Origin of the sequence: Pseudomonas syringae pv. tagetis, assembly GCF_022557255.1 — a bacterium.
GTDB classification, from domain to species: Bacteria; Pseudomonadota; Gammaproteobacteria; order Pseudomonadales; family Pseudomonadaceae; genus Aquipseudomonas; species Aquipseudomonas caricapapayae.
Genome location: NZ_CP092923.1, coordinates 3,829,885 through 3,855,583, shown reverse-complemented (window position 1 = coordinate 3,855,583; position 25,699 = coordinate 3,829,885). Strand labels below are relative to the sequence as shown.

Sequence of the window (25,699 nt, the reverse complement as noted above, 5' to 3'; positions counted from 1 at the left end):
TGATTGCGTTGATAACCCACTCTCACTTTCCTGCAAGGAGCCAGTCATGGCTGATCTCTACGAAAATCCAATGGGCCTGATGGGCTTTGAATTCATCGAATTTGCGTCACCTACCCCCAATAGCCTGGAGCCTGTGTTTCAGATGATGGGCTTCACCAAGGTCGCCATTCACCGCTCCAAGGACGTGACCCTGTATCGCCAGGGCGCGATCAACCTGATCCTCAACAACGAGCCGCACAGCCTGGCGTCTTACTTTGCCGCCGAGCATGGTCCCTCGGTATGCGGCATGGCGTTTCGCGTCAAAGACGCGCAAAAGGCCTACAACCGGGCGCTTGAACTGGGCGCACAACCACTGGAAATCGCCACCGGGCCCATGGAACTGCGTCTGCCCGCGATCAAGGGCATCGGTGGCGCGCCGTTGTACCTGATCGACCGTTTTGGCGAAGGCACGTCGATCTACGACATCGATTTCAACTTTATCGAAGGTGTTGAGCGCCACCCGGTCGGTGCCGGTCTGAAATTCATCGATCACCTGACCCACAATGTGTACCGCGGCCGCATGGCGTACTGGGCGAGTTTCTATGAAAAACTGTTCAACTTCCGCGAGCTGCGTTATTTCGACATCAAGGGCGAATACACCGGCCTGACCTCCAAGGCCATGACCGCTCCGGATGGCATGATCCGTATTCCGTTGAACGAGGAGTCATCCAAGGGTGCCGGGCAGATCGAAGAGTTCCTGATGCAGTTCAATGGCGAAGGCATTCAGCATGTGGCGTTCTTTACCGACGATCTGATCAAGACGTGGGATGCGCTGAAAGCGACCGGCATGCGCTTCATGACCGCGCCGCCGGATACCTACTACGAAATGCTGCAGGGACGCCTGCCCGATCATGGCGAACCGGAAGCCGAACTCAAGTCACGCGGCATCCTTCTCGATGGCTCCTCCGAGAGCGGTGAACGCCGATTGCTGCTGCAGATATTTTCCGCAACCCTGATGGGCCCCGTGTTCTTCGAGTTCATCCAGCGCAAGGGCGATGACGGCTTTGGCGAAGGCAACTTCAAGGCACTGTTCGAATCCATCGAGCGGGACCAGATCCAGCGTGGCGTACTGAGCCCGGACTGATTCCCTGACCTTTGGGGCTGCGGAGCGGTAGACCGCTCGTCATGCCCATAGACGTTGGCGTGCGGCGCTTTGCGCTTCGCGCCAGATGTTGACTACGCGACGTTGCACTGGCTGCCCTAAACCGGCAGCCTGCCACCCATACGCTCGCTGATCGCCACGGCGGTCTCTGACAGGCGCCGAGCCGCCAGGCTGTGCGCCTCATCAGTCAGCACCGATCCTGGCCCCACCACGGTAATCACCCCCACCAGCTTGTCACCCATGGCAAACAGCGGGGCCGACGCTGCGTTGATGCCAGGCATCAGCAAGCCCTGAATCTGGTGGACGCCCGTCGTACGGATCTGCTCGTTATGTAGCTCGACGTCGTGCAACTGGTCGTTATCGAGAAGGGGCACTTCCTGCTGGCGAAGCCGGGCGGTGTCGCGGTCTGCCAGAAAGCTGTCGAATACCAGGCCGGTAGACGAGCCAAGCAGCGGCAGTACCGAGCCAATCTGCGTGACCAGCGTCACTGCGCCCACAGACGGCTCGACATACACCACAGTCGGGCCTTGGTTGCCCCATACCGCCAGGAAGCAGGTCTGGTTCAGTTCGTCGCGCAAGCTGGCCAGCCATGGTGCCGAGACCTTCAGTACATCCAGCTTGCCGAGTGACGCCAGCCCGACCTGCAATGCCTCGCGGCCCAGCCCGTAATGATTGTTGACGGCATCCTGTTCGGCAAAACCACTGGCAATCAGCGCCTGCAGATAACGATGAACCTTGCTGGCGGGCATGCCCAGATGGTCCGCCAGCTTCGACAACGACGTGGAGGGTGAGAGTTCGGCCAGCGCCTTGAGCACGCCCAGCCCGACCTCTGCGGCCTGAACCTTCTGTTGACGTCCGCCTGTCGGGCTTTCGATTTCCTGGGTCATGGGTGCTGTGCGCCGCTCGGTAAAGGCAGCTTTATAGCTTGACCGGCTGGCAAACTCAAATTACGTTATGCGTAATGAGTTTACGTTAAATGATGTTTCATCCTGTCTCTGTCCGACCCATAACAACAAGAGGTCCAGATGGCTATCCGTTCCAGTTCCGACGCATTGGCTTACCAGTCGGGCTTTGGCAACCAGTTCAGCAGCGAGGCGCTGCCCGGTGCATTGCCCATTGGCCAGAATTCTCCCCAAAAGCACCCGCTGGGCCTGTATGCCGAGCAGTTCTCCGGCACCGCGTTCACGGTCGCACGCAGCGAAGCCCGGCGTACCTGGCTGTACCGCATCAAGCCATCGGCTGCTCATCCGCCTTACCAGCGCCTGAATAGGCAGATCGCCGGTCATGAGCAGGGCCCGATCAACCCCAACCGGCTGCGCTGGAATGCCTTCGACATCCCTGCCGAGCCTGCCGACTTCATTGACGGCCTGATCCCCTTGGCCTGTACCTCGGCAGCGGATCAGTCCGAAGGCGTCAGTGTCTACGTTTACGCAGCCAATACCTCCATGCAGCGCGCTTTTTTCAATGCCGACGGTGAATGGCTGATTGTGCCGCAACAGGGGCGACTCAGGATCATCACGGAAATGGGCCTGCTGGACATCGAACCGCTGGAGATTGCCGTCCTGCCGCGCGGTATGAAGTTCAGCGTGCAACTGCTCGACAACAGCGCCCGCGGTTATGTCTGCGAGAACCACGGTTGCGCCTTGCGCCTTCCGGAGCTGGGTCCGATTGGCAGCAACGGACTGGCCAATCCCCGGGATTTCCTGACGCCGGTGGCCTGGTTCGAAGACAGCGATCAACCGATGCAACTGGTGCAGAAGTTTCTTGGCGAATTGTGGTCGACACAACTGCAGCATTCACCCTTCGACGTGGTGGGCTGGCACGGCAACAACGTTCCATACAAATACGATCTGCGGCGTTTCAACACCCTGGGCACGGTCAGCTACGATCATCCGGACCCATCGATTTTTACCGTGCTGACCTCGCCTGGGGCCATGCACGGCCAGGCCAATATCGATTTCGTGATCTTCCCGCCGCGCTGGATGGTGGCTGAAAATACCTTTCGCCCGCCGTGGTTTCATCGCAATCTGATGAACGAGTTCATGGGGCTGCTCGACGGTGCGTATGACGCCAAGGCCGAAGGTTTCATGCCTGGTGGTGCCTCGCTGCACAACTGCATGAGCGCTCATGGCCCTGATAATGTCACGTCGGAAAAGGCCATCGCTGCCGACCTGAAACCGCACAGAATCGAGAACACCATGGCGTTCATGTTCGAAACCGGCAAGGTATTGCGCCCAAGTCGTTACGCGCTCGATTGTCCGCAACTGCAAACCGATTACGACGCCTGCTGGAATGACATGGCCAGAACGTTCAACAGGGGACCGCTCTGATGACTGCTCACCTCAATCGCCACAGTTGGGTGGCATCGGCCAACAATCACCCTGATTTTCCGCTGCAGAACCTGCCGCTGGGCGTATTCAGCCACGGCGAAACCGGTCCGCGTGGTGGCGTGGCCATTGGCGATATGATTGTTGATCTGCTTGCAGCAACAACCGCACGGGTTTTTCAAGGGCAGGCGGCAGAAGCTGCCGAAGTGGCCAGCCGCGACCAGCTCAACGATTTTTTTGCGCTGGGCGCGTCTGCCCGTCAGGCATTGCGCAGCGCATTGCTGCAACTGCTGGATGCAGACAGCCCGCAACGTGGCAGTCTGCAAACAGTCACAGGCCTGCTGCTGCCGATGAGCGAATGCACTCTGCACATGCCTGCGCGGGTGGGCGATTACTCTGACTTCTATGTCGGTATTCACCATGCGCTGAACGTCGGCAAGCTATTCCGCCCGGACAACCCGCTGTTGCCGAACTACAAATACGTGCCGATTGGCTATCACGGCCGGGCATCGACCTTGTGTACGTCCGGAACGCCTGTCAGACGGCCCCGCGGGCAGACCCTCGCGCCAGGGCAGGAAGTACCGGTTTTCGGACCTTGCAAACGCCTGGATTACGAACTGGAGCTGGGCGTATGGATCGGGCCGGGAAATGCTCAGGGCGACGCCATCGGGATCGATCGGGCTGCCGAGCACATCGCCGGGTTCTGTCTGCTCAACGACTGGTCGGCACGCGATATCCAGGCGTGGGAATATCAGCCGTTGGGACCTTTTTTGTCCAAGAGCTTTGCCACGACGATTTCGCCCTGGGTGGTGACCGCCGAAGCGCTGGCACCGTTTCGCTGTGCTCAACCGGCACGTCCCGAGGGCGATCCTCAGCCGCTGCCATACCTGCTTGATCAAGGCGATCAGCAGGGCGGTGCGCTGGACATCGAGCTGGAGGTGCTGCTGCTGACAACCACGATGAAAGCCCAAGGGCTGGCGCCTGAACGGCTGGGCCTGAGCAACTCGCTGAACATGTACTGGACAGTGGCGCAGATGGTCGCACACCAAAGCGTCAACGGGTGCAAGCTGCAACCGGGCGATCTGCTTGGCACCGGTACGCTGTCCGGTCCGCAGGAAGGTCAGCATGGCAGTCTGCTGGAGATGACCCAGGGCGGCAGGCAACCCGTGACGCTAGCCAACGGCGAGGAGCGAATGTTTCTGCAGAGTGGCGACGAAGTGATCCTGCGTGCCCGCTGTCACCGCCCCGGGCACGTGTCGATTGGTTTTGGCGAGTGCAGGGGCGTTGTGCTCGACTGAAAAACCGGATCGGTCAGCATCAGTGGGTTATTTCATACCAACCCAGAAACATGTTCAGTGCAGACTCAACCACATCATTTTGCTCCTGAGGATTGAGCATGGCGGCATTGAAGGTGACCTGTGGCCAGAATGCGAACGATTTGAGCAGAGCGTGCATCTGCGTGGCCGCAAAGCCAGGATCGACAGGCTTTAAACGACCGTTTTTCTGCGCCGCCCGGATCCAGGCGCTGAAGGTCTCTTCGCGTTCGTTGATACGCGCCATCCACACCTGAGCGCGCTCGGGGGAGTGAATGGTGGCACCTACCACGACACGGGCCAGGTCGAGAAAATGACTGTTGGTCAGGTTGCGCATCTTGCCCCAGAGCAGATCCCGAAGTTGCTCGCGCAAGCTGACATCCGGGTGGTAAATCACTTCCGACTGCGGTGGAGCGCAGCTCCACAGGCGCTGAAGCATTTCCGCGAACAGCTCTTCCTTGCTGGGGAAATGGTTGTAGACCGTGCGTTTGGAGACCTCGGCTCGTGCCGCGATGCGGTCCATGCTGGTGACTTCGAAACCACGATCGCCAAATTCGGCGATAGCTGCCTGGACGATGGATTCGCGTTTCTGATCGGTAAGGCGCATGGGTGCGGTCATAGGTTCGCTTCAAACGTACGTTTAGAGAAAATTACACTCAGCAGTTTACTTGTCGCCAAGGATCATGCAAGCTTAAAACTACACCGTGTAGTGTAAAACACTGTTACATATTTTTCATCGAGCATCCTGCAACGGGATCACGTACGAAGTATGCACGGCTGGAGCCTCAACCTGTCCCCAGGAGTCAGCACACCATGGCCTCGACACATCAGAAAAAGGATGCTTCTTCACTGCCTGTCTTGTCCCGTCACGAGGGGCGATACCGGAACCATGCGACGATGAAACCGGCAAGTCTGCTGCGAACACTTCGCATTTTCTGGGATCAGGCGTTCAACAAGCCCAAGGATACGCGCCCTGCAGGTGAGATTCCGGTGCAGCCATTGTCGCGCCAGCAATTGCTGGCAGCCCCGAACAACACTGTATATCGCCTTGGGCATTCGACGGTGCTGCTCAAACTGCGTGATCAGTTCTGGCTGACCGATCCGGTGTTTGCCGAGCGCGCGTCGCCGGTACAGTGGGCAGGACCGCAGCGCTTTCACCAGCCGCCGATCAGCCTTGAAGAGTTGCCACCGATCAAGGCTGTGATTCTTTCGCACAACCATTACGACCATCTGGATCGCACGGCTATCAAGGCCCTGACCGACAAGACCGAGCATTTTCTGGCACCGCTTGGAGTAGGCGATACGCTGATTGAGTGGGGCGTGCCTGCACACAAGGTACGTCAACTGGACTGGTGGCAGTCCACGCAAGTGGCAGGCATCGAGTTTGTCGCTACCCCGTCGCAGCACTTCTCCGGGCGTACGCTGCTCGACAGCAACCGGACTCTGTGGGCGTCCTGGGTGATGATCATTGGTGATCAGCGGATCTTCTTCAGCGGCGACAGCGGCTATTTCGATGGCTTCAAGACTATCGGCGAGCAATATGGGCCGTTCGATCTGACGCTGATGGAAACCGGGGCGTACAACGTCGAGTGGCCGCACGTGCACATGCAGCCCGAGGAGACGCTGCAGGCGCATCTGGATCTGCGCGGCCGCTGGCTGCTGCCGATTCACAACGGCACCTTCGACCTGTCCATGCATGCCTGGCACGAACCGTTTGATCGCATTCTGGCGCTGGCCTGGGAGCAGAATGTATCAATCACCACACCGATGATGGGGCAGCCGTTCTACGTGCAATACCCGTGTCGGGGTTTGACCTGGTGGCTGGGTGTCGATGAAGCTGTCGAGGTCGAGTTTGCGCAGACAGGTAGTCCAGCGTCCTGCAAATGCCGCCGCCAGAACGCCTGAAGATTGCTGCGGTATCGCCGAACTGATTTCTCGATAGCACGACCCAGAATTTGATTTGCCCTGTCAGCACACGCCCGGCTTAATCGTGACCCCTCGACGGCAATGGTGGCGGTACGGTATGCAGGCGCGTGGCTTGGCGGTTCGGAATATAGGGTTGATGGCCAGTATCGTACTGGTGGCACTTAACTTGCGCCCTTCGATGGCCGCGGTCGGTCCCTTGCTGGCTGCAATACGCCTGGAGGTGCCACTGGGTTTCGGGGCGGCCTCGTTGCTGACCATGCTGCCGGTCATGGCTATGGGCCTGGCGATGTTTTTCGGGATGGGCATTGCCCGCCACCTGGGGACGCATCGCAGCATCATGCTGTCGCTGTGGGTTATTGGTCTGGCAACCCTGGCACGTCTGTTTCTCGACTCTGCTGTCGAGCTGATTGTCAGCGCGGTGCTGGCGGGCTTTGGCATTGCCTTGATTCAGGCGCTGATGCCCGCGTTGATTAAATCGCGCTTCAAGGCCAATGTCTCGTTGTGCATGGGGTTGTATGTCACCGCGATCATGGGCGGGGCGGCGCTGGCCGCGTCGTTCAGCCCGCTGGTGATGAACGGCAGCGGCAGCTGGCGCGCCGGTCTGGCAGTGTGGTCGCTCTTGGCGCTGTTGGCATCGTGCGTGTGGTTTGCCCAGCGGCATGTGTCAGAGGCAGACGCGTCAACCGCTGCTCGGGCTCGGCAGACTTTCTTTTACACGCCACGGGCCTGGATGCTGGGGGTGTTCTTCGGACTTGGTACAGCAGCCTATACCTGCGTGCTGGCATGGCTTGCGCCGTATTATCTGGAAAATGGCTGGAGCGAGCAGGGTGCAGGACTGGTGCTGGGCTTTCTGACCCTGATGGAGGTCGTATCGGGTTTGCTGGTTCCGGCGCTGACCAATCGCAGCCGCGACAAACGCGTGGCTCTGGCGGTGCTGCTGGTGTTGATGATGATCGGTTTTGCCGGGCTGATTCTGATGCCGCGGCAGTTGGGTCTGTTGTGGGCCTGCTTGCTGGGGTTGGGCATCGGCGGCCTGTTTCCGATGAGTCTTGTCGTATCCATGGATCACCTTGATGACCCGCAACAGGCGGGCGATCTGACTGCATTCGTGCAGGGTACAGGGTATCTCATCGCCAGCCTGTCGCCGCTGCTTGCCGGAGTGATCCGAGACCTGACGGGCAGTTTCGCCGGCGCATGGTGGTCACTGATTGCGCTGGTCGCGGTCCTGCTGTTGATGGTGGTGCGACTTGATCCTCGACGCTATGCTGATCACCTGCGCAGCGCCCGTCTCAGACCTGTAATCAATGGCGATACGGTATGATTGCATTTTGATGCTATCTTGTTCGCGTGGACCTGATCGTCCGGTCGCAGCGCCAGCGAGATGCCTCGATGCTCAACAGTAATGCCCTGAGAAAGCTGGACATGCAGGACCTGATGGTCTTTGTCTCAGTGTATGAACAGCGCAACCTGACCTTGGTCGCAGAAGCGTTGCATGTCAGCCAGTCGACGGTCAGTTATTGCCTGAAAAAGCTGCGTGCCAACTTCGAAGACGACCTGTTTATCTGCACCCGCAATGGCATGCGCCCGACCCGCAAGGCGTTAGCCATGCACGCCCATGTTCAGCAGATTCTCGAGTCGGTCAACTTGTGCCACGACGGCCTGAACCTGTTTGATCCAACCCGCAGGCAAACCACCTTCACGGTATGTGCTCCGGAATATTTCGAGCTGCTGGTGTTGCCGCATTTGATGCGCGATTTTGTCGCCGCAGGTTTTTCAGTGACGGTAAACGTCCAGAAGCTTGCGAAGCAATTGCCAGCCGAGCAGTTGAACGATGGCCTTTTCGACCTTGCCCTGGGCTTCGGCCCGGGTTTTCACCGAGTGCCGGACAGCCTGATTTCGCAGGTGTTGCTTGAAGACGATCTGGTTTGTGTCATGGATTCGCGGTTTGCACCGCTTAGCGCCCTGATCGACACTCAAACCTTCGTCAAGCATCGCCATGTCTACCCCACGCCGTGGACATCCGACACCAACATGGTGGATGGCTGGCTGCAACGTCAGGGGCTGGAACGCAACATCGTCGCGCGCGCCAGCAGCTATCGCGCCGCGCTGCAATTGCTCGAAGGCACTGATTTCATTCTGGTCTTGCCACGACGCATTCAGACTCTGCTGGGCAATGAACCCTGGATTTCAGTGTTCGAGCTCCCGCCGGCCCTGCCCGGCTTCAGTCTGGACATGCTGTGGAGCGCCCAGGCCGATCAGGACGAGGCCAGTGGCTGGCTGCGTGAACAGGTTGTGAAAGTCTGTGCAGAGCGCGGCTTGCTCTGACGCGCGTCAGTTGCCGGATTTGTCTTTCTGCGGGTCTGGTGAGGTTTCAGGTCTCGGCTGCTCGCCCTGTTGATTGAGCTGCTTGTTCTTCTCGCCCACTTTGCCGGCGTTTTCCGCTTTGTGATCGAGGTCTTCACGTTTGGATTCATCTGCCATGATCGTATTCCAGATTATTGGGTTATCTGATGGTTGGTCAGTGGCGGATTTGCAAGATTCGATTTGAATGACGTGCGGTAGGGTGCGATGTTTTCGGGCACCGAACCGCACACATGGGTCAGTTCAGCAGGGTAAGCACGTCCTTGGCCGCCTGGGCGGAACTGGCCGGGTTCTGCCCCGTCACCAGCTTGCCATCGGTCAGCACATAGACGCTCCAGTCATCCCCCTTGGAGTAATCCCCGCCCAGCGCCTTGAGCTCGTCCTCTACCAGAAAGGGAACGACGTCGGTCAGGCCAACGGCTTCCTCTTCACTGTTGGTGAAACCGGTGACACGGCGACCCTTGACCAGCGGCTGACCGTCTGGCGCTTTTACGTGGCGCAGCACGCCAGGCGCATGGCACACCAGACCGTGCGGTTTGTCGGCCTTGGCAAAGGCTTCGATCAGCTTGATCGACAGCGGGTCTTCGGCCAGATCCCACAGCGGACCGTGACCGCCAGGGTAGAACACCGCATCGAAATCGGCAGCGTTGATATCGGCCAGGCGGCCGGTAGTGGCCAGCACTTTCTGGGCATCGGTATCTTTGGCGAAACGCTCGGTTTCCGGGGTTTGGGCGTCGGGCTCGTCGCTTTTCGGGTCAAGTGGCGGCTGACCGCCAGCAGGCGATACCAGCGTAACCTCGGCACCGGCATCCTTGAATACGTAGTAAGGCGCTGCAAACTCTTCGAGCCAGAAACCGGTTTTCTTGCCGGTGTCGCCCAGTTGGTCATGGGAGGTCAAAACCATCAGGATTTTCATATTCGTGCTCTTCGTTGAAGGGTTGAGAGTGTGTAGACACGCGAAACCTTCAGGTGTTGTCAGAATATTTTACGACCGTCACGTTTCAAGGCCGGATTTCAGCGCAGTGGCCTGCGTCGAAACCCGGCGTTGCTCAGACGAGGATCACTGCTCCTTTGTCAGGTCTACCAGCGGCTCTTTACGCACTTCGGTTTCGCGTCCGTCCTGAATGCTCTTGACCTGGCCAAGCGCTTTGTCGACAGCCCCCTTGTCAGCCAGCAGGCTGTAGCTGATCTGGAACTGACGTTGCTCTTTGGGCGCAATGGTCGGCACCAGATTCAGCGGGCGCTGAAAGCGACGGTTGTAGGAGAAGCTGGTCCCCGGTTCCAGTCCGGTCACGTAGCCCTGACCTTTGGTGTCCGTGTTTTTCCACAGTGAGAACACCGGCAGCTGTCTGGTATTGAAACCAACGGACACACCCAGGCTGCCAGCCTTGTTGTGCAGTACAGTGAGCGTGTCGCCCTTGGCGTCGCCATAGGGGACGACGTTGTAGACCGTCTCGTCATAATCCGGCGTCGGTGCTTGGTAGGTCTGCCAGTCACCCAGATCACCCTTGGCTTTCTCGTTGAACGGAGAGACCTGCTTGACCGGTGCCTCAAAGCGCGCCCCTTGCTCCAGGAACGGCGTGCTGAAATTGCTGTGGTACAGCGCTTGGTATTCCTTCGGGTAATCGCCATTGTTGGTCAGCGTATCGTTGAGCGAGAAGCTCGTGCTGCCGGGCTCGGTGACCAGTTCGGTATGTACCGAGAAGTCCACTTTCTTGAATGCCTGCTCCTTCAGTTCGCCCTTGAGGCGTATTGCATAAGGCGGCTTTTCGTCGATCTGCAGTGTCACCTTGCTGGCCGGAATGTTCGCAGCACGGCCGTGCAGCGTCAGCAGCTCGCCGTTGTCCATGCCCGGATGGCCCACCCATTCGTATCCGCAGCGGGTCACCAGTTCGTTGAACCCTTCCAGCCAGCCCAGTCCGCCGCGGCCATTGAGTTCGATGAATGCCGGGTTGACCACGTCCTTGACAGGCGAATCCCAGCCCATACGCACATCGCCCACCGATGCCTGCAGCACGTTCATGCCACGGGTCGGGACGACTGAAAGCTTCATTGTGCCGTTGTCGATATCGATGATGCTCACGCCTTCCTGACGACCGCCGTGCAGGGTGCGCATCGTGATCGTGAAGGGCTTGTCGGTCTTGACGCCCAGTTGCTGACTGGTGATCTGTTGATTCTGCGCAGCCTTGTCGGTGTCCAGGAGCACGTAATCCCAGGCAAACGCACTGGAAGCGGCAGCAAGGGCGCCGAGGCCCACGAGCAGAGGAAAGGATTTCATGGCGATGGTCCTTCTGTAATTATTGGAATTATAGTTTTGCCTATTGTCTGAACGCCTGTTTAACGCTCAGTTAAACGATTCAGCAATCGATTGAGTCTAGCCAAATCGGAAGCTACTGTGGAGCTGTATTTCAGTAAGGTGCTCAGCGGCGACGCTGAGGTCTTCGTGAGGTGGCTCACGTACGCAGGTGCCGGGCACATGTCGCGCCTGTGAGCGGGGCGGCGATTCGCCTGGATCGCGCTATCGTACTGACAGATCACCAAGAGAACAGACAACCGCACTGTCCTCTTGGTGAGCGAGCCTATTCCTGCGGTGCGGGATAGTCACTGTGCATCTGGCTGGCTTCTGCCTCACCCAGCAAACGCTCGATCTGCGCATGCTCCCAGCCACTGAGCAGGCTGACCGGATCGGTGCGCAACCAGCTTTCGAATGAGCCTTCCCGTCCTTGCGGGCAGCGGCACGCACGACAGCGGGTCGGGCTGCCTTCGGTTATTTCCAGGGTCAGCAACCAGTTGTCGATTTCGACGTGCTGCAGCCCTGAGGCAGTGGGGGTGCCGATACGCTTGAGTATCCGGGTGCCCATCGCAGCATCTCGCAGTTGCTGGTATACCTCACGAGTCGTCAGCGCTTTCATAGGCTTTCCGCAGTTCCATTTTGCCGAGTAAAGCACAATTCCGAATCGTGCCATGTGAGATAACCGCTCACGCCTACTGTGGTTCAGGGCTTCAGTGCCGCACCGAACAGGCTTTCGATCTCGGGCCGGGTCTGGTTGATCGCGCCCAGTTGACGGATAAGCTCTGCCTGTCTGCTGCCGCGTATGCCTGCGGTAGTCATGATTGCGTCACGCACGTAGGTATAGACCCCGCTGACACCAAACGGAGTGATATAACGAACGTGCCTGCTGATGCCTTGAGTGAGGGCCTTGAACTGTTCGCTGGCGTAATAGGTCCGACGGGCCCAGGCCGATTCGAATACCAGCTCCATCATGACAATGTTCAGGCGTGATTCCTCGACCGCGTGATTGACATCGGGCGCGGGTGGGGCGGGCTGGGCGTTGTCGTAGGGCTGTGCGAGGTGCAGACGCAGTTTGAGCACGGCACCGGCACCGGCCATTTCTCGGGCAAGCTTTTCAATGGCTGTGCGGGCGGCTGGCAGGTCATCGCCGGCGAGGTGAAAATGCAGGTGCAGTTTGTCCAGTGTGGCGGTTTCGTTGGGTATCGGATCTGGCAGACGATCCACCAGTGTGCTGGAGCCATCCGGCACGTCATAGGCGATGGTTTCTTCGAACATGTTCTGTTCATCGGAGAACAGCAAGGCGCTGGCCTCCTTGAATTGCCGCTGATCCTCGGCAGACAGAAAACCGATCTCCACGCCGCCATCCAGCACGTAGTCAGGCAATGGCTTGATGTCTTCGATCACCGGCCACAAATGACCGTCCTTTTCACGCGTCAGGTGATGCTGAACATACCAGCCCAGGCCTTGAAGCCTTGCACACAGCGGGCCGTGAACATCACGCCAGTAGGTGGCGAACACGTCGTGGGGAACTCCCGTCCTGCGCAGGACTGTGGTGTAGGAATTAATGACGATGTTCTCATCGCGAGCGCCGTAGTTACCGGAAAACCCTGAGGTGTGCATGAGTGCTCTCTGTTCTGAAGATGTCTATCTCAGGCGCTTCGTCCCCGGCGTAAGTTCAAGGAAATTTACCGGCGGATACATTTGGCCGAAGCGATACAGGGCGAGACGAACAGATGCCCGCGGTAGGCACCTGCCAGCGTACGTGTCGACACCATCAACCATATCAGCGTCAGCAGCGCGACGAGTCCTGCGCCGAAGGCATCGAAAAAGCCCAGGTGCAGTGCAGCGCCGAGTTTAAGCGTTGCCAGTGCATAAACGCCGAGCGGAAAGGTAAATGCCCACCAGCCCAGATTGAACTCGATGCCCTGCTTGAAGTAGCGCGCCGTGATCAATACGGCCAGCGCCATCCACCACAAACCCAGACCCCAGAACAACGTGCCGACCACCACGCCGATGCCCGCCGCCACCGTGCCGACCGACGCCAGACCGTGAGCGGCAAAGATGGCCGGGGCTTCGCTGCCCATCACCAGCATGCCCAGTGCACCGGTGCCGATGGGGCCGAGCGCAAGCCAGCTCGACGCCGCCATGCTTTCATGAGGCAGTTTGTGCAATGCCAGGCGCAGCAACAGAATCACCAGAATGCTCAATGCCACCGGCACCGAGTAGGCCCACAACACGTAGCTGGTGACCAGCACAGCGAACTGCGAGTCTGCGGCGGCAAGATGCGGCGTGAGCAACCCGCCGCAGGCTGCTGCAACTTCTGCCGCGACCACGGGCAACAGCCAGACAGCGGTCATCTTTTCGATGCTGTGGTCCTGACGGGTGAACATCATGAACGGGATCAGCACGCCACACACCATTGCCATCGCCACGTCCAGCCACCACAACGCTTCTGCGAGTGGAACGATGGCAGTGCCCCAGCGCGCAGGTCCGTACACCAGCAGGCCGCTGATGATCGTCGCCAGTCCCATGGGAATGGTGCCGAAGAACATCGATACGGTGGAATGGCCGAACACCTGGCGCGCCTCGTCGAAAAACAGCAGCCAGCGGCAGGCGTACATTACGCTGAAAAGCATGAACAGACCGATGTTCAGGAACCACAACCCTTCACCCGCTTCGCGCACTGCTGCCATGTCCCCTGGCAGTTGCGCCAGCGCCAGCGACAGAACGCCGGTGCCCATGGTCACTGCGAACCAGTTGGGGGTGAATTGCCGGATCGCCTCACGCGGGCTTGCCAGCGCTGTAAGGGGCGTGTGGTCCTGGATGAGAACGACAAACCTGTTCATGACCGGTCTCCTGTTGATGGTTGCGGAACAGGCCATCAGTCTACGAAGCCACGGTAAATCTTCTAAACGGGTAATCTATCTTCTTGTTACCTGATTTTCAGGTAGATATTTCCGGCAACGGAGTTCGCCCTTGAGACTTAACCTGCGTCAATTACAGATTTTTTGCGCAATTGCCCGTTGTGGCAGCACGACCAGCGCTGGCCATGCGTTGTCGTTGTCCCAGTCAGCCGCCAGTGCAGCATTGAACGAGCTGGAAGGCGCGCTGGGCACACGGCTTTTTGATCGGGTGGGCAAGCGGCTGGTCCTCAACGATAACGGTCAGACCCTGATGCCCCGTGCCATGAAGCTGCTGGAAAGCGCCCAGCAAATCGAAGACAGCTTTCTATTGCCCGGTGCGGCCTTGAATGCTCGTCTGCGCATCGGCAGTAGCAGCACCATCGGCAATTACGCAGTGCCGCAGATCGTCGGCGCTTTGCGCAGGTCGACGCCTCTGCTGCGGGTCGATGTGGACATCGGCAACAGCGCGTTGATCGCCCGAAAGGTTGCGCAGTTTGAAATCGATATGGGCCTGATCGAGGCTCCGTGTCATCTGCCCGAGCTGATTGCCGAGCCGTGGCTGATCGACGAAATGGTCATCGTTGCCGGCTGTGATCATCCGCTGGCCCGGCAGAAACACGTTTCGCTGGAAGAACTGCAGAGCGCGGAATGGCTGTTGCGTGAACCGGGCTCGGGTACTCGGGAGGAGGTCGAACACCTTTTGCTCAGGCATTTGCACGATCTGCAGGACATGCGCCAGGTCGGCAGCTCGGAAGCGATAAAGCGCACCCTTGCTCAAGGCATCGGCATCAGTTGCCTGTCCCGTCGGGTCGTCGCCGACCTGCTGGCAAGCGGGCAACTGCGCACACTCGCCAGTCCGCTGCCTGCGCTGAATCGCCGGTTTTTCATGATCAGGCACCGCGACAAGTTCATTTCACCGAGCCTGGAGCGCTTCAGGGAGGCCTGCCGAGAAGCTGCCGATCAAGCGTTCACGCTGCGCCACGGTTTGAGCCACAACGCCAGTCCGACCAGCAGTGACGCGCCGTAAAGACAGCTCAGGCCCAGTTGCAGCCAGATGTCATGCAGTGGATGCAGCAACAGGGCGGCGAAGATCAGCAGCAGGCTGGCCAGCAGCCAATGACTGCGCCACGGCAGAACGCCCAGCAACGACTGGCGACGCATCAGCAGCAGGCCTGTAACCAGTGCGCCACCCAGCGCGGCGATGGCGATCCCGGTGAGGCCCAAGACAAAGGGCAACGCCGCCAGCAGCAGCGCGTTGCACAGGCTGCCGATCAACTCGCAGTTGAGCGGCAGGCGTGTGTCGCCAGCCGCGTAGGCATAGCGCGCCAGCAGGGCATTCCAGGCACCGAACATCAGCGGTACGGTAAACCAGGCCAGCAGCCCCGGCAACGGACCCTCATGGCTCTGGCTGGGCAGTAACAGTGTCACCAGCGCGCCAGCTGCACCGATCAACCCGGCCACCGCTGGCAGGGTCAGCAAGGTGGCGCTGCCCAGCCCGCGTCGGAGCAGCGACAGGCGCTGATCGCCGGCGCTGCCGCTCATCAGTCCGAGCAGTACCTGGTTCAGGCTCATTAGCGCAATCAGCGGCAGGTTGATCAGTTTGCGCGCCAGGTTGACCCAGGTCACCGCGCCTTCACCCAGCAACGAAGCCACCATTCGCTCAAGCAGGGCAAGCCCTTGGCTGGCCAGGTTGCTGCTCAGCAGCGGGCCGATGCGTTGCAGCAGTTCACCCATTGCGCCAGCTTCCGACCGCCACTGCCAGGGTCGCCAGCCCGAGCGATACAGCGCAGGCACCAGTACGCCCGGCATCAGCACGCTGCCCAGCACACAGGCACCGGCCAGCCCGTCTGACGTCGAGGTGTGGCTGAAGGTGGCGAGGTAGATGACCGGCGGCAGATTGAAAAGCAGCGAGCCAAGCCCGGCCAGCACGAAGCGCGACCGGGCCTGCAACGGTATGCAAAACAGCGCATGCAGCATGAAGCCCGGCGCGCACCATGCCAGCCAGCGCAGGCCGCCGGCCGCCTGCGCATAACCGCCGGCGTCCAGCCCCGGACCGATAAGGCGCACCAGCCCCCCGGCACCGATCGCCAGCACTGCGCTCAATACCACGCCGGTCAATAACAGGCGCGGTGCCATACCGCCCAGCCAGCGTTGTTGCCGGTCTGCGGGGCGCTGTTGATAAAGAGGCAATGCGGCAGCGCTGAGCAAGCCTGCGGCGAGCGACATGCGCAACGCCTCGGGCAAGAACATCGAGACCAGAAATGCATCGCTCTGCCCCCCGGCTCCCCACGCTGCCACCAGTAGCCATTCACGGGCGAAACCGGCTGCCAGGCCGGTGAGGGTGGCCAGTGTCAGCCAGAGCGTCGAACCCAGCATCGCGTGCGGCGCTGATCAGTGAAACAAGGTGAACAGGCCTTTGCCGCCCACCTTGTAGTTGAGGTTTCGAGCGCGCTCGCCTTTGATTTCGGCATTCGGCCCACTGACGATGGCGTATGGAGGAACCGGTTTGGAGACCACACTATTGCCGCCCACTACCGCACCTTCGCCGATGTCTGCACCGAACGAGAGCAGCGCACGGCTGCAGATCCATGCGTAGTCGGCGATGAATACCGGTCCGCCCACTGCCCAGAACTCCGGCTCGTTGAGGTCATGTCCACCCGCGATGATCAGCACATGTGAAGCGATGGTGACGTGATCGCCAATCACCAGCCCGCCCCGTGCATCAAGCTGACAATGCCATCCCACGGTGGTGTCGTTGCCGATGCGCAGACTGTCGACACCGAGCACCTCGGTATTGCGCCAGACGGTCGAGCCCTTGCCGATCTTTGCTCCGCCGATGCGCAACCACAACAGGCGCAGGGTATGGCTGGGAATCTTGCAGATCAGAATGTTGTAAGCATGCTCCCAGGTTCGCAGCATGCGATCGCGCAGGGTTGGCCAGTTGATTCCGTACAGTGGAATGAGGGCACCCTTGGTCTCACTGGCCAGCAGCTTATAGAAGCGTCGTGCCAGCGGGTGCTCGATGCGAGGCTCGATGTCGAGGTAGCAAATGAACGACAGGGTGCGTTCCTTGATTCGCGTTTCGAAGCACACTTCGTTGTCCAGCATCCACTGGTAGGCGGCTTCCAGCTCTTCGAGCGGTACCGCCATCTTGCGCGCATAGTCGGGCAGTGCCTCTCTGAGATTATGAGAATGCATCATGCGGTGTTTCATGAGGAGGCTCCCGGCTCGGGTGAGGCGTCAAGGTGTTTAAGAGGGGTTGCGGTTTTGCCGCGCAGGCGTGTGGCTTCATGCAGGCTGATGCCGACAAATAGCCAGAACAAGGCAACCAGCACGCTGGTGAAACTGAAGTAGTGGTCAAACAGGCCGCTGAACAACGCAGCCAGCACGCCCGTGGTGCAGCCAAGCGCAATCGCGTTCTCCGGAGTCAGTACGACCCGGTCGCTGCCTGGGCGAACTTCCTTCCACCAGCTGACGGTAATGGCTATGAACAGCAGCATGCCCGGCAGGCCGATCTTGTAGATGAAATTCAGCCACAGATTGGAAATGCCGAATTTTGTATAACCCAGTACCGGCGGGTCGGTCTTGAAGCCGATGCCGAAAGGGAAGGTGGCCACCGCGTCGGGAAAATTGCTGTATTCGAGGAAACGGATCGCGGTACTGACGTCGTCACTGGTAAACAGCCCCATCAGCCGGTCCTGCAGCGGCGGGTAGAACATCAGCAGGAAAATGCCGGCCACCATCCCGCCCATCAGCAGCCGTCCCAGATGTGGAATGCGTCGCCGGGCCATCAGCAGCATCACGGCGATCAGACTCAATAGTGCTCCGCGTGAGCCGGTCAGCAACAGGCCGATGGCGCCCAGTACCGCTACCGCCAGGCCCAGCCTGCGAGCCGAACCTGTGCGCGTCATGCCGAAGCAGAACGCCAGCGGCAGCAGCATCGCCAGTGCACCGCCTGCCACGTTGGGGTGCATCCACGGCGAGCCCATGCGGCTGGCGAGCGACAGCAGGCTCTCGCTCAGGATGTCCGCGCCGCTGTAGCCCAGACTGCCGAGAATCGGAATGATGGCAGTTGCCGAGCCTTTGGTTATATAGACCGTGATCGACAACAGCAACAGCAGCAGAGTCCCGCCAAGCAGCGCCATGACTGCGCTTTCCAGAGTCTTGGGGTCCCTCAGCAGGCGCGGTACCAGAAACAGGACCGACAGGTTGAACAGCCAGCGGACCCAGTTGATCGGGCCGTTGCCCTCTGCGACGACGGTCAACTGACCGACCAGAAACGGGAACGCACTGAACAGCATCAATGCCACCAGCAGTTTTTCGGTGCGCAGCATTTTGGGCACGGTGTTGCGTTCCTGAAAGACTGCGTGCAGCAGGTAGCTGGCCCAGGTCAACATGATCAACGCTTCGGAAACCGTGGTACGAACGCCGATCTGAATCGTAGAGTAGGGCAGGAAGGTCCCGATCAGGCAAAACAGCAGAAGCCCGCGTATGGGACGACGAATGATCGTCGCAGCCGCCGCCAGACCGATTTCTGCCGCTACAACGAGCGGTGCAGGCAGCATGCAGATCATCACGCCGAATATCAGGCTGAACATCAGCCCCAGGGGCAAGGCCAGTGGCATCAGCGTAATTCCTCCAGCGTCGCGTGCACGCGTTCGCAAAAGGCTTTCAACTGGTAGCGCTCGGTCCATTGTCTGGCAATTGCAGGGTCGTCTTCAGGCGCATGCGACAAAGTACCCATCAGTCTGATGAGGTTGCCGCTGTCGACAGGCGAAAAGCGCGGGCTGTCGGGCGGGGCGATTTCGTCCAGCGAAGAGCCTGTGGCCACAGCAACCGGTGTGCCGGTACTCAAGGCTTCGATGACCGGCAGCCCGAAACCTTCGCTTCTGGACGGCTGCCAGAGTCGATCGGCACTTTTGTATACCGCGTGCAGTTCTGCATCGCTCAGACCGCTCAGGACGTGCAACCCCGGTAACTGACGCTGCGCTTCGGTCAGCGGGTCATCGCCGCCGACCAGCACCAGCTCCGGGGTATCGACGAACTGCATGCGTGCGGTTTGCCAGGCATCGACGAACCACTTGATGTTCTTGCGCGGTTCGCGCGTGCCCACGCACAGCCAGTAACGCAGGGGCAGCCGCAGCGCACTGATATCGGCGGGCTCACCCTTGAAGCCTTCTATCAGCAGCGGCACTACGCGCAGCTTGCCCTTGGCTTTGGGGAACAGGCGCGCGACTTCGTTGGCGGTGAATTGCGAAGGCACCCAGACCTGGTCGGCCACTCTCAGTGACCAGGCAATCGACAGGTAATCGGTCAGCCGGTAGATCCTGGCCTTCAGCCGCGAACCGTGGCTGTTGTGCTGAGTGATCTGAAACAGATCGTGCAACTGTAATACATAGCGCATGTCAGCCGGCTTGCGCCCCAGTGGCAGGCCCATGTTGATATTGGCGAAGTAGATCTGCACACCTGCATCGCGCAGCGCCTCGGGCAGGAACGAGCCTTCGAAGCGCAAACGGTCCGGCAGGCGATGTACCGAGTCCAGCGGTGTCGCCCAGCGCGGGGTGTGCATCAAGCGGCGTACCGGATGATCGTAGGGGGCCACACCGAACAGCTGCAGTTGCACATCCGGATGTTCACGAAACGCCTGTTCCAGGGCGAGGTTCTGGCGACCGATGCCGCTGGTGGGATAACCGGCTGCCGCGCGGTAGTCGAGTCCTATACGCATGAGCGCGATCCTTGCTTGAGGTGCGAAAAACGGGTGTAGATCACTTCCAGTTGGGCGGCCGAAACGGACCAGTCGTGGCGGGAGCGAACATAAACGCGGCCGGCCTCGCCGATCTGGTCGAGCCGTAGCGGTTTGTCGGTGTATTCGACAATCAGTGTTGCCAGCCCTGACGCCTCTTCGCTGCCCAGATAATGTTCGCCATTGGTGACCGCCAGCCCGGAGACGCCTTGCCCGGTAGTGACCACCGGCAGGCCGGCGGCCATGGCTTCCAGGGTCTTGAGCTTGGAACCCCCGCCCTGACGCAGTGGCGCAAAGAACATAGAGGCACTGGCCTGCAACACGCGCAGGTCGGGTACGAAACCCAGCCATTCGATACGCGGGTCAGGCCAACGCTCACGCCAGGCCTCAGGCAGACCGAAGCCACCAATGGCGAAGCGCACATGGGGGGCCTGAGCCCATACCAGTGGCATGATCTCGTCCAGCGCCCACTCGACGGCATCGATATTGGGGCCGTATTCGTAGTTGCCGATGAACAGCAGCCGATGGCTGTTACGGTCTGCATGAACGCTGGCGTAGTGCGCGCAGTCGACACTGTTGACGACATAGGAAGTGGCCCTGCCACTCAGGCGCGAAAGTACCTTGGCGTCGTCTTCGGTGACCGCGATCAATTCGCCGGTCTGGCGGAACACGCGGGTTTCCCAGCGGCGGTAGCGCCAGCGGTCGTAGACGGCGAAAGCATTGGCCCAGCGTGGCAAGCGGTCGTAACTGGCGGCACCCAGATCCGATTCGACATTGTGCTCGGTCAGCACGAACGGTTTGCCCGAGCGTTTGAGTGCTCGTTCGAACGGCTGAAAGAAGTAGGTGTGCTGCAACTGAATGATGTCCCAGTCCTGTTCAAGCAACTGTTCAAAGACCTTCTCCAGCTTTGGTGCGTAACCGTTGACGCTGGCCAGCATCGGTGCTGGCGCAAAAGCCACGGCCAGCAGTGTGCGCGGGCTGAGCAACGGGCGGCGATCGATCACGATCAAGCGTTCCAGCCAGGGCTCCAATGCTGCACGGGCGCTGTCGTCCAGCGCGATCTTGGACTGCACCAGCAAGGTGATGCGATGGCCGCGCGCTGCCAGGTTGCGCAGCAAATGGTATTCCCGGGTTTTGCCGCCGCTAGTGGTTGGCCAGGGCAAGTAAGGGAGCGTCCATAAAATTCGCATGGCTCAGGGCTTCCATTCCAGAATTTGCAGAGTCGGCTTCAGCAGCAGGGTGACGCCCTGGCTGCCCGACAGCGGAGTCCGGCTGCCGGTCAATGGGTCATGCACGACCGCTTCGGTGATGTTCGGGAAATTCAGCGAGGTGCCGGTCGCGCTCCAGAACATCAGCAGATGAGCGCCATCCTCACGGGTCCACGGCACTGCGTACAGATCGTCCGGTACACGACTCACTGCGGGCGGTTCGGCGGGTTGCAGGCGCGGCCCGGTGACGTTCAGAAAATTCTTCAGCGCGGTATAGACCGGTTTCGGGCTGGCTTGCAGGTCAAGCAGGCCGTAGCCCTGATCGCGAGCCGAGGCGCGCTCATCCAGATCACTGAGGTTGAACAGGAAGATGCGCTGGAAATCCATCGCACTCATCAGCGCCAGCCGTCGCAGGGTGTAATCGGACTGGCCGGAAGTGCCGATCAGCCGTTGCATTTCCACGGGGCCATCATAACTTGACCAGCCCCATTCGGTGGCCCACACCTGCTTGACGCCATTGCTGTGCAGTAACTGATTCATGGCACCGGCGCGCACCAGAAAATCTCGGTCCGGTACCGAGTCGCCTTCCGGGTATTCGGAATACGGATGATATGCCGCAACAATATTCTGCTGCCCCAGGCCATTATCGAGCAGGCTCTGCAACATGTAGCCAGAGGTGCTGTGCATCTGACTGTAATAGGCCATGCCGGCGGTGACGATGGTCTTGTCCGGCAGGGCTGCGCGAATTGCGTCGGCCGTGGTGGTCAGCAGGCGCCCGTAGGCGGCCGGGTCCTCCTTGGGCAGCCAGACAATGTTCGGTTCGTTCCAGACCTGCCAGTTGTTCACCTGTGGATAGCGCTGGGCGAGGGCGGTCATGCGTGCCGCAAACACGTTGAAATCCTTCGGCGGATACTGATCACGGCTCTTGGCATCGGCTGGCGCGCTGCTGGCGAAGGGCGCCGAGCCCACCAGATACGCGACCGTGTTGTAGTTGTGTGCCTTGATCGCTGCCATCGCGGCATCCAGTTCGGTCAGCGCGTAACGATCCTTTTGCGGCTCGATCACTGGCCAGTGAATGGTCAGGCGCACCCAGTTCAGACCGAGTTCGTCCAGGCGGCTCATCTGTTGCTGGTAGATGTCAGGCGCAAAATATTGAAACTGCACGTTGACGCCCAGAAAATCCGCCCAGACCACCTCGCGAGGTGCCTTGAGGACCGTTGCCGCCTGGGTGGTGCCACTTATTGCCGCGCTGAGCAGTACAGTGGCGACGAGTTGCCGGAATCTGGACGGACGTTGCATATCACTTCTCCTCGCAGGCCTGGCGAAATACATCCCGAAAATGTTCTGCGGTGTGGCTCCAGACTCTGGCCTTGCCCATCTGCGAGGCGTTTTCGGCCCATTGCGTGACCAGGTCCGGGTTTGCGCAGACACGTGCCAGCGCCCTGGCCAGTCCTTCCACGTCGCCTTGCGGGTAGATCATGCCGTTGCCATGCGAGACTTCCTCGGCAAACGAGCGCGCATCCGAGGTAATCACGCCTCTGCCACACGCCACTGCCCACGACAGCGCCCCGCTGGTGCCACGCAGCTTGCCGAGGATCTTCAGTTTGCTCGATTCGCGATAGGGCAGGATCATCACGTGATGGGCCTGAATCACCTGCGGTATCTGCTCTGCTGGCAGGTCCAGTTGCCAGTCGATCAGATCGACCAGGCCCAGCTGGCGGATACGCAGTCGCAGCTGTTCCAGGTAGCTGCCGGACGGTCCAAAAGCCATTTCCGGCTCGCTGCCACCTGCCAGGGTCAGGCGCATGGTTGACCTCAGCGCAGGCTGTGCGGTGAATACACTGGCCAGCGCATCAAGCAGGTCCTCGATGCCCTTGCCGCGATAAATAAAGCCGAAATACAACAGACGCAAGGGTTGCAAGGGTGGCAGGGGAACCGGGGCGATGGCGACGTTGCCGTGGCTGATCACTGCCATCTGTGCACTTTTCAGCCCCATGCGCTGACGCAGGCTCTGGCTGCCTGCCTGGGTCAGCGTTACCAGTCGGGTCATATGTCGCGCCAGTTGCCGTTCTTCATGCAGGCACAGCGGGTCGGCCAGTACCGTGGCCATTTCCGGCAGGGGCGAACGCATGCTAGCGACTATCGACAAGGGCCAGGGCAGCTTCTCGCGCCGCCAGACCAGCCGCTCGGGATCGTGCACCGTCGCGGTCAATGGCAACGTCGGGAAACGTCGACGCAGGGCGCGCAGGGCCTGGAACTCTGCGAGCCTCCCGCCGCCCAGCTCCGCGTGGACCAGATCGATTTTGCTCCAGTCCGTTTCGGCCACGCGCAGCTCTGCGGCGCGTGGATCGTTGCCGACACCCTGCAACGGTGTGCTGACTTGCAGGCCCAGTTCTTCGAGCGCGTGCCGCAGGTGCCCGGCGTAATCGGCGATGCCGTTTTGCTCGGGTGGCAGCGGCGCAAGCAGTGCGATGTGCATCAGCCTCGGCTCCCGATCCGCTTGAGGAAGCTCAGCACCTGCTCGGGTACCTCGAAGCGCCGGCGGTTGATAATGATCCCGTCGACTTTCTTGAACGCGGTATTCAGGTTGTTCAGCGTGTCTTCAAGCATCGGTACGGTAGTGTCTTCGGCGCGTACCACCAGCACGATCAGGTCAGCCTTGCGCAGTAGCACAAAGGCATCCTGATTGGCGGAAAGCGCCGAGGCGTTGATCAACACGATTTCACCGGGACTGGCCGGGCCGCGGCCTTCGGTGCGGACCCGATGGCCCTGTTCGGTCAGCAGCATGCTCAGCCGCTCGATCACGAACGATACGCCTGCGCCGGATTTGACCGAGGTGAAGCCGATGGTCAGGCCGCGTTCGTCCACCTGATCGAGCGGCAGAATGCCGTACACCCGGTGCAGATTGGAGGTGAAGGCACCGCTGCGTTCCTGAGCACGTTCCAGATCGGGCAGACTGGTCCAGACCGGGACGCGGAAGCTGCTCTCGATTTTGTCGCCATCATGAATACGCTGGTCGAGCAGGTAGAAGAAGTACAGGGCCACGGCACCTACCACCAGGCTCAGCGGAAAGGCCAGGAGCAGCATCAGCAGGCTTTTCGGAAATACCCGGCTGGGGTTGAAGGTCGCGTCCTCGATGGTAGCGATATTGCTGATCTGACTATTGTCCAGTTCACGGTCGATACGCGATTTTTCCAGGCTGTCCTTGTACAGGGCATAGCTTTTCTCGGCCGCATCCAGCTCGTTCTGCAGCCGTGAAAGCTCCGGCTCCAGATTCAATGCCTGCTGACGGTCGCTTTCCAGCTGGGCTATCTGCGCGTTCTGCTGAACAAGCTGGGTCTGCAAGCGCGCATAGCTGGTCTGCTGGTCGGCATACACGTTCTGCATGCGGTTGTAGATAGGGTTGGGCGTGATGCTTTCGGAACGCTGTACGGTAGCTTCCTGTTCCTTGAGCAGCTTCTTGAGGTTATTGACTTCCTCGTTGATCGCGCGAATCGGTGGAGCCTCTTCCTTGAACGAGCGGAGCATTTCCTGACGCTCCACTTCTTTGCCGTTGATACGGTTCTGCAAATCCTGGCGATTGGGGTTGAGGGCCAGTTCGCGACCTGCCGAGACGGTCTTGGGCTGCTCTGCCAGTTGTTTCTTCAGCAGGTCCAGACCTGCCTTGGTAGACGCAATGGAGCGGGTTGTATTGTTGCGCTCGGTACGCAGGTCGTTCAGCCCCTGCGAGGTATCCGCCAGACGCTGGGCAATACTCACTGCGCTCAACTGGTTCAGGTAATTCTGGATCTGCTTCTTGTACTCGATGATGTTCGCGCCGGTCGTCTTCACTTCCCCTTCGTAGAACGCGTACAGGCTGACCCGGCCCAGCGTCTTGGTGCGTTGCGCCTGGTACTCGGTGATCCAGGTCTTGAGCACGGTCTGAGCGACTTCCGGGTCGTTCCAGGTAAATCTAAGCTCCATCACCGACGAGCCGGGTTCATGGCTGACCTTGAAGTTTTTCTCCAGAGCCTCGGCAAGACGTTCTGCCTGCGAGCGGTGCTCCACCAGGCCGATAAACTGCAGCACGTTGCGCACGCCGTTGACCACTGCCCCCACGACTGCCTTGAGGCCGTTTTTCACCGACGCCAGAACGCCGGTTTCAGGCGGCACCATGGACAGTTCGGCCAGGTATTTCTCGGACACTGCACGCATGATCGGTCGCCCGCTGAGCATGCGCTCCTCGTCGAGAAGCGGGTCACGCAGGCCGCTCGGTATCACGATAGCCTGACGGTCGGACAGCTCGATAGGCACAGTGCTGCTGTCGCGACCGGGTTTGACCAGCAGCAGCGCAGTGGACTCATAGCGGTTGGGGAGTAGAAACGCGCCGAGAAGAATGATGACGAAGGTCGCCAGCACGGTGATCCTGACTTCGCGCTTGAAAATGAACAGCAGGCGCAGCAGGTCGCGGAATGAGCGGATGTTGATCATGTCTGTTTCCCTGA

General features: G+C 60.0%; 23 protein-coding genes. 7 read left to right on the top strand and 16 right to left on the bottom strand.

What is annotated here, in order from left to right; translation table 11 throughout:
* The first annotated feature begins 46 nt into the window (after positions 1-46).
* Positions 47-1,123, top strand: coding sequence for a 4-hydroxyphenylpyruvate dioxygenase (gene hppD, locus MME58_RS17040; RefSeq protein WP_054985296.1), 1,077 nt, complete (start codon positions 47-49; stop codon positions 1,121-1,123).
* Between the two features lie 116 nt (positions 1,124-1,239).
* Here hppD and MME58_RS17035 read toward each other — a convergent pair whose 3' ends face one another.
* Positions 1,240-2,028, bottom strand: coding sequence for an IclR family transcriptional regulator (locus MME58_RS17035; protein ID WP_055005396.1), 789 nt, complete (start codon positions 2,026-2,028; stop codon positions 1,240-1,242).
* Positions 2,029-2,166: 138 nt separating this feature from the next.
* Between MME58_RS17035 and hmgA the strand changes: the two genes are divergently transcribed.
* Positions 2,167-3,471, top strand: coding sequence for a homogentisate 1,2-dioxygenase (hmgA, locus tag MME58_RS17030; RefSeq protein ID WP_055005395.1), 1,305 nt, complete (start codon positions 2,167-2,169; stop codon positions 3,469-3,471).
* The gene (fahA, locus tag MME58_RS17025; RefSeq protein ID WP_054985293.1) at positions 3,471-4,766 is read left to right on the top strand and encodes a fumarylacetoacetase; all 1,296 of its coding nucleotides are present in this window, start codon (positions 3,471-3,473) and stop codon (positions 4,764-4,766) included. The genes hmgA and fahA overlap by 1 nt, the downstream gene beginning before the upstream one ends.
* A gap of 19 nt (positions 4,767-4,785) precedes the next feature.
* On the opposite strand, the gene MME58_RS17020 is transcribed toward fahA, so the two are convergent.
* Positions 4,786-5,400, bottom strand: a complete 615-nt coding sequence (locus MME58_RS17020) for a TetR/AcrR family transcriptional regulator (protein WP_055005394.1) — start codon at positions 5,398-5,400, stop codon at positions 4,786-4,788.
* Positions 5,401-5,594: 194 nt separating this feature from the next.
* Here MME58_RS17020 and MME58_RS17015 point away from each other — a divergent pair, with 194 nt between their 5' ends.
* The 3 genes from MME58_RS17015 (at position 5,595) to MME58_RS17005 (ending at position 9,032) form a co-directional block, all read left to right on the top strand.
* Complete coding sequence (locus MME58_RS17015) at positions 5,595-6,686, top strand: MBL fold metallo-hydrolase (protein ID WP_054985291.1); 1,092 nt, start codon at positions 5,595-5,597, stop codon at positions 6,684-6,686.
* A 118-nt stretch (positions 6,687-6,804) separates the two neighbouring features.
* A complete protein-coding gene (locus MME58_RS17010) occupies positions 6,805-8,028 on the top strand; it encodes a cyanate transporter (protein WP_054985290.1) in 1,224 nt (407 codons plus the stop codon).
* A gap of 68 nt (positions 8,029-8,096) precedes the next feature.
* Complete coding sequence (locus MME58_RS17005) at positions 8,097-9,032, top strand: LysR family transcriptional regulator (RefSeq protein WP_055005393.1); 936 nt, start codon at positions 8,097-8,099, stop codon at positions 9,030-9,032.
* A 6-nt stretch (positions 9,033-9,038) separates the two neighbouring features.
* Here the strand turns inward: MME58_RS17005 and MME58_RS17000 are convergent, their stop codons facing one another.
* The 6 genes from MME58_RS17000 to MME58_RS16975 all read right to left on the bottom strand — a co-directional run bounded on the left by MME58_RS17000 (position 9,039) and on the right by MME58_RS16975 (position 14,207).
* The gene (locus MME58_RS17000; RefSeq protein WP_061447420.1) at positions 9,039-9,188 is read right to left on the bottom strand and encodes a hypothetical protein; all 150 of its coding nucleotides are present in this window, start codon (positions 9,186-9,188) and stop codon (positions 9,039-9,041) included.
* A gap of 118 nt (positions 9,189-9,306) precedes the next feature.
* Positions 9,307-9,984: a type 1 glutamine amidotransferase domain-containing protein gene (locus tag MME58_RS16995; RefSeq protein WP_055005392.1), complete on the bottom strand. Its 678-nt coding sequence runs from the start codon at positions 9,982-9,984 to the stop codon at positions 9,307-9,309.
* Between the two features lie 144 nt (positions 9,985-10,128).
* Positions 10,129-11,346, bottom strand: coding sequence for an aldose 1-epimerase family protein (locus MME58_RS16990; protein ID WP_054985287.1), 1,218 nt, complete (start codon positions 11,344-11,346; stop codon positions 10,129-10,131).
* A gap of 301 nt (positions 11,347-11,647) precedes the next feature.
* Positions 11,648-11,980: a DUF7693 family protein gene (locus MME58_RS16985; protein ID WP_055005391.1), complete on the bottom strand. Its 333-nt coding sequence runs from the start codon at positions 11,978-11,980 to the stop codon at positions 11,648-11,650.
* 83 nt (positions 11,981-12,063) lie between these two features.
* A complete protein-coding gene (locus MME58_RS16980; RefSeq protein WP_054985285.1) occupies positions 12,064-12,981 on the bottom strand; it encodes an EthD domain-containing protein in 918 nt (305 codons plus the stop codon).
* Between the two features lie 65 nt (positions 12,982-13,046).
* Complete coding sequence (locus MME58_RS16975) at positions 13,047-14,207, bottom strand: TDT family transporter (protein WP_055005390.1); 1,161 nt, start codon at positions 14,205-14,207, stop codon at positions 13,047-13,049.
* A gap of 130 nt (positions 14,208-14,337) precedes the next feature.
* Between MME58_RS16975 and MME58_RS16970 the strand changes: the two genes are divergently transcribed.
* Complete coding sequence (locus tag MME58_RS16970; protein WP_054985283.1) at positions 14,338-15,291, top strand: LysR family transcriptional regulator; 954 nt, start codon at positions 14,338-14,340, stop codon at positions 15,289-15,291.
* On the opposite strand, the gene MME58_RS16965 is transcribed toward MME58_RS16970, so the two are convergent.
* Genes MME58_RS16965 through MME58_RS16930 form a run of 8 tightly spaced genes read right to left on the bottom strand, consistent with a single transcriptional unit; the run spans position 15,225 to position 25,685 of the window.
* Positions 15,225-16,640: a lipid II flippase MurJ gene (locus MME58_RS16965; protein WP_055005389.1), complete on the bottom strand. Its 1,416-nt coding sequence runs from the start codon at positions 16,638-16,640 to the stop codon at positions 15,225-15,227. The genes MME58_RS16970 and MME58_RS16965 overlap by 67 nt on opposite strands.
* A 15-nt stretch (positions 16,641-16,655) precedes the next feature.
* Positions 16,656-17,477, bottom strand: a complete 822-nt coding sequence (locus tag MME58_RS16960) for an acyltransferase (RefSeq protein WP_054985281.1) — start codon at positions 17,475-17,477, stop codon at positions 16,656-16,658.
* Positions 17,474-18,889, bottom strand: a complete 1,416-nt coding sequence (locus MME58_RS16955) for an O-antigen ligase family protein (protein ID WP_054985280.1) — start codon at positions 18,887-18,889, stop codon at positions 17,474-17,476. Before MME58_RS16955 ends, MME58_RS16960 begins: the two co-directional genes overlap by 4 nt.
* Positions 18,889-19,989 carry a glycosyltransferase family 4 protein gene (locus tag MME58_RS16950; RefSeq protein ID WP_054985279.1) on the bottom strand — a complete coding sequence of 367 codons (1,101 nt, stop codon included), beginning with the start codon at positions 19,987-19,989 and terminating at the stop codon, positions 18,889-18,891. Before MME58_RS16950 ends, MME58_RS16955 begins: the two co-directional genes overlap by 1 nt.
* Positions 19,980-21,197, bottom strand: coding sequence for a glycosyltransferase family 4 protein (locus MME58_RS16945; RefSeq protein ID WP_055005388.1), 1,218 nt, complete (start codon positions 21,195-21,197; stop codon positions 19,980-19,982). Before MME58_RS16945 ends, MME58_RS16950 begins: the two co-directional genes overlap by 10 nt.
* Before the next feature lie 3 nt (positions 21,198-21,200).
* Positions 21,201-22,514, bottom strand: coding sequence for a cellulase family glycosylhydrolase (locus MME58_RS16940; RefSeq protein WP_055005387.1), 1,314 nt, complete (start codon positions 22,512-22,514; stop codon positions 21,201-21,203).
* Between the two features lies 1 nt (position 22,515).
* Positions 22,516-23,694, bottom strand: a complete 1,179-nt coding sequence (locus MME58_RS16935; protein ID WP_054985276.1) for a glycosyltransferase — start codon at positions 23,692-23,694, stop codon at positions 22,516-22,518.
* Positions 23,694-25,685, bottom strand: a complete 1,992-nt coding sequence (locus MME58_RS16930) for a GumC family protein (RefSeq protein ID WP_055005386.1) — start codon at positions 25,683-25,685, stop codon at positions 23,694-23,696. The genes MME58_RS16935 and MME58_RS16930 overlap by 1 nt, the downstream gene beginning before the upstream one ends.
* Positions 25,686-25,699: the final 14 nt, after the last annotated feature.

Bases quoted from the DNA above. Each gene is read 5' to 3' on its own strand.
- MME58_RS16980 (WP_054985285.1), bottom strand. From the start codon at position 12,981: ATGCACACCTCAGGGTTTTCCGGTAACTACGGCGCTCGCGATGAGAAC.
- MME58_RS16945 (WP_055005388.1), bottom strand. From the start codon at position 21,197: ATGCGAATTTTATGGACGCTCCCTTACTTGCCCTGGCCAACCACTAGC.
- MME58_RS17005 (WP_055005393.1), top strand. From the start codon at position 8,097: ATGCTCAACAGTAATGCCCTGAGAAAGCTGGACATGCAGGACCTGATG.
- MME58_RS17000 (WP_061447420.1), bottom strand. From the start codon at position 9,188: ATGGCAGATGAATCCAAACGTGAAGACCTCGATCACAAAGCGGAAAAC.
- MME58_RS16950 (WP_054985279.1), bottom strand. From the start codon at position 19,989: ATGCGTATAGGACTCGACTACCGCGCGGCAGCCGGTTATCCCACCAGC.
- MME58_RS17035 (WP_055005396.1), bottom strand. From the start codon at position 2,028: ATGACCCAGGAAATCGAAAGCCCGACAGGCGGACGTCAACAGAAGGTT.
- MME58_RS16995 (WP_055005392.1), bottom strand. From the start codon at position 9,984: ATGAAAATCCTGATGGTTTTGACCTCCCATGACCAACTGGGCGACACC.
- MME58_RS16935 (WP_054985276.1), bottom strand. From the start codon at position 23,694: ATGCACATCGCACTGCTTGCGCCGCTGCCACCCGAGCAAAACGGCATC.
- MME58_RS16955 (WP_054985280.1), bottom strand. From the start codon at position 18,889: ATGCCACTGGCCTTGCCCCTGGGGCTGATGTTCAGCCTGATATTCGGC.
- MME58_RS16930 (WP_055005386.1), bottom strand. From the start codon at position 25,685: ATGATCAACATCCGCTCATTCCGCGACCTGCTGCGCCTGCTGTTCATT.
- hppD (WP_054985296.1), top strand. From the start codon at position 47: ATGGCTGATCTCTACGAAAATCCAATGGGCCTGATGGGCTTTGAATTC.
- MME58_RS17015 (WP_054985291.1), top strand. From the start codon at position 5,595: ATGGCCTCGACACATCAGAAAAAGGATGCTTCTTCACTGCCTGTCTTG.
- MME58_RS16960 (WP_054985281.1), bottom strand. From the start codon at position 17,477: ATGAAACACCGCATGATGCATTCTCATAATCTCAGAGAGGCACTGCCC.
- MME58_RS17020 (WP_055005394.1), bottom strand. From the start codon at position 5,400: ATGACCGCACCCATGCGCCTTACCGATCAGAAACGCGAATCCATCGTC.
- MME58_RS16940 (WP_055005387.1), bottom strand. From the start codon at position 22,514: ATGCAACGTCCGTCCAGATTCCGGCAACTCGTCGCCACTGTACTGCTC.
- fahA (WP_054985293.1), top strand. From the start codon at position 3,471: ATGACTGCTCACCTCAATCGCCACAGTTGGGTGGCATCGGCCAACAAT.
- MME58_RS16975 (WP_055005390.1), bottom strand. From the start codon at position 14,207: ATGAACAGGTTTGTCGTTCTCATCCAGGACCACACGCCCCTTACAGCG.
- MME58_RS17010 (WP_054985290.1), top strand. From the start codon at position 6,805: ATGCAGGCGCGTGGCTTGGCGGTTCGGAATATAGGGTTGATGGCCAGT.
- MME58_RS16985 (WP_055005391.1), bottom strand. From the start codon at position 11,980: ATGAAAGCGCTGACGACTCGTGAGGTATACCAGCAACTGCGAGATGCT.
- hmgA (WP_055005395.1), top strand. From the start codon at position 2,167: ATGGCTATCCGTTCCAGTTCCGACGCATTGGCTTACCAGTCGGGCTTT.
- MME58_RS16965 (WP_055005389.1), bottom strand. From the start codon at position 16,640: ATGCTGGGTTCGACGCTCTGGCTGACACTGGCCACCCTCACCGGCCTG.
- MME58_RS16990 (WP_054985287.1), bottom strand. From the start codon at position 11,346: ATGAAATCCTTTCCTCTGCTCGTGGGCCTCGGCGCCCTTGCTGCCGCT.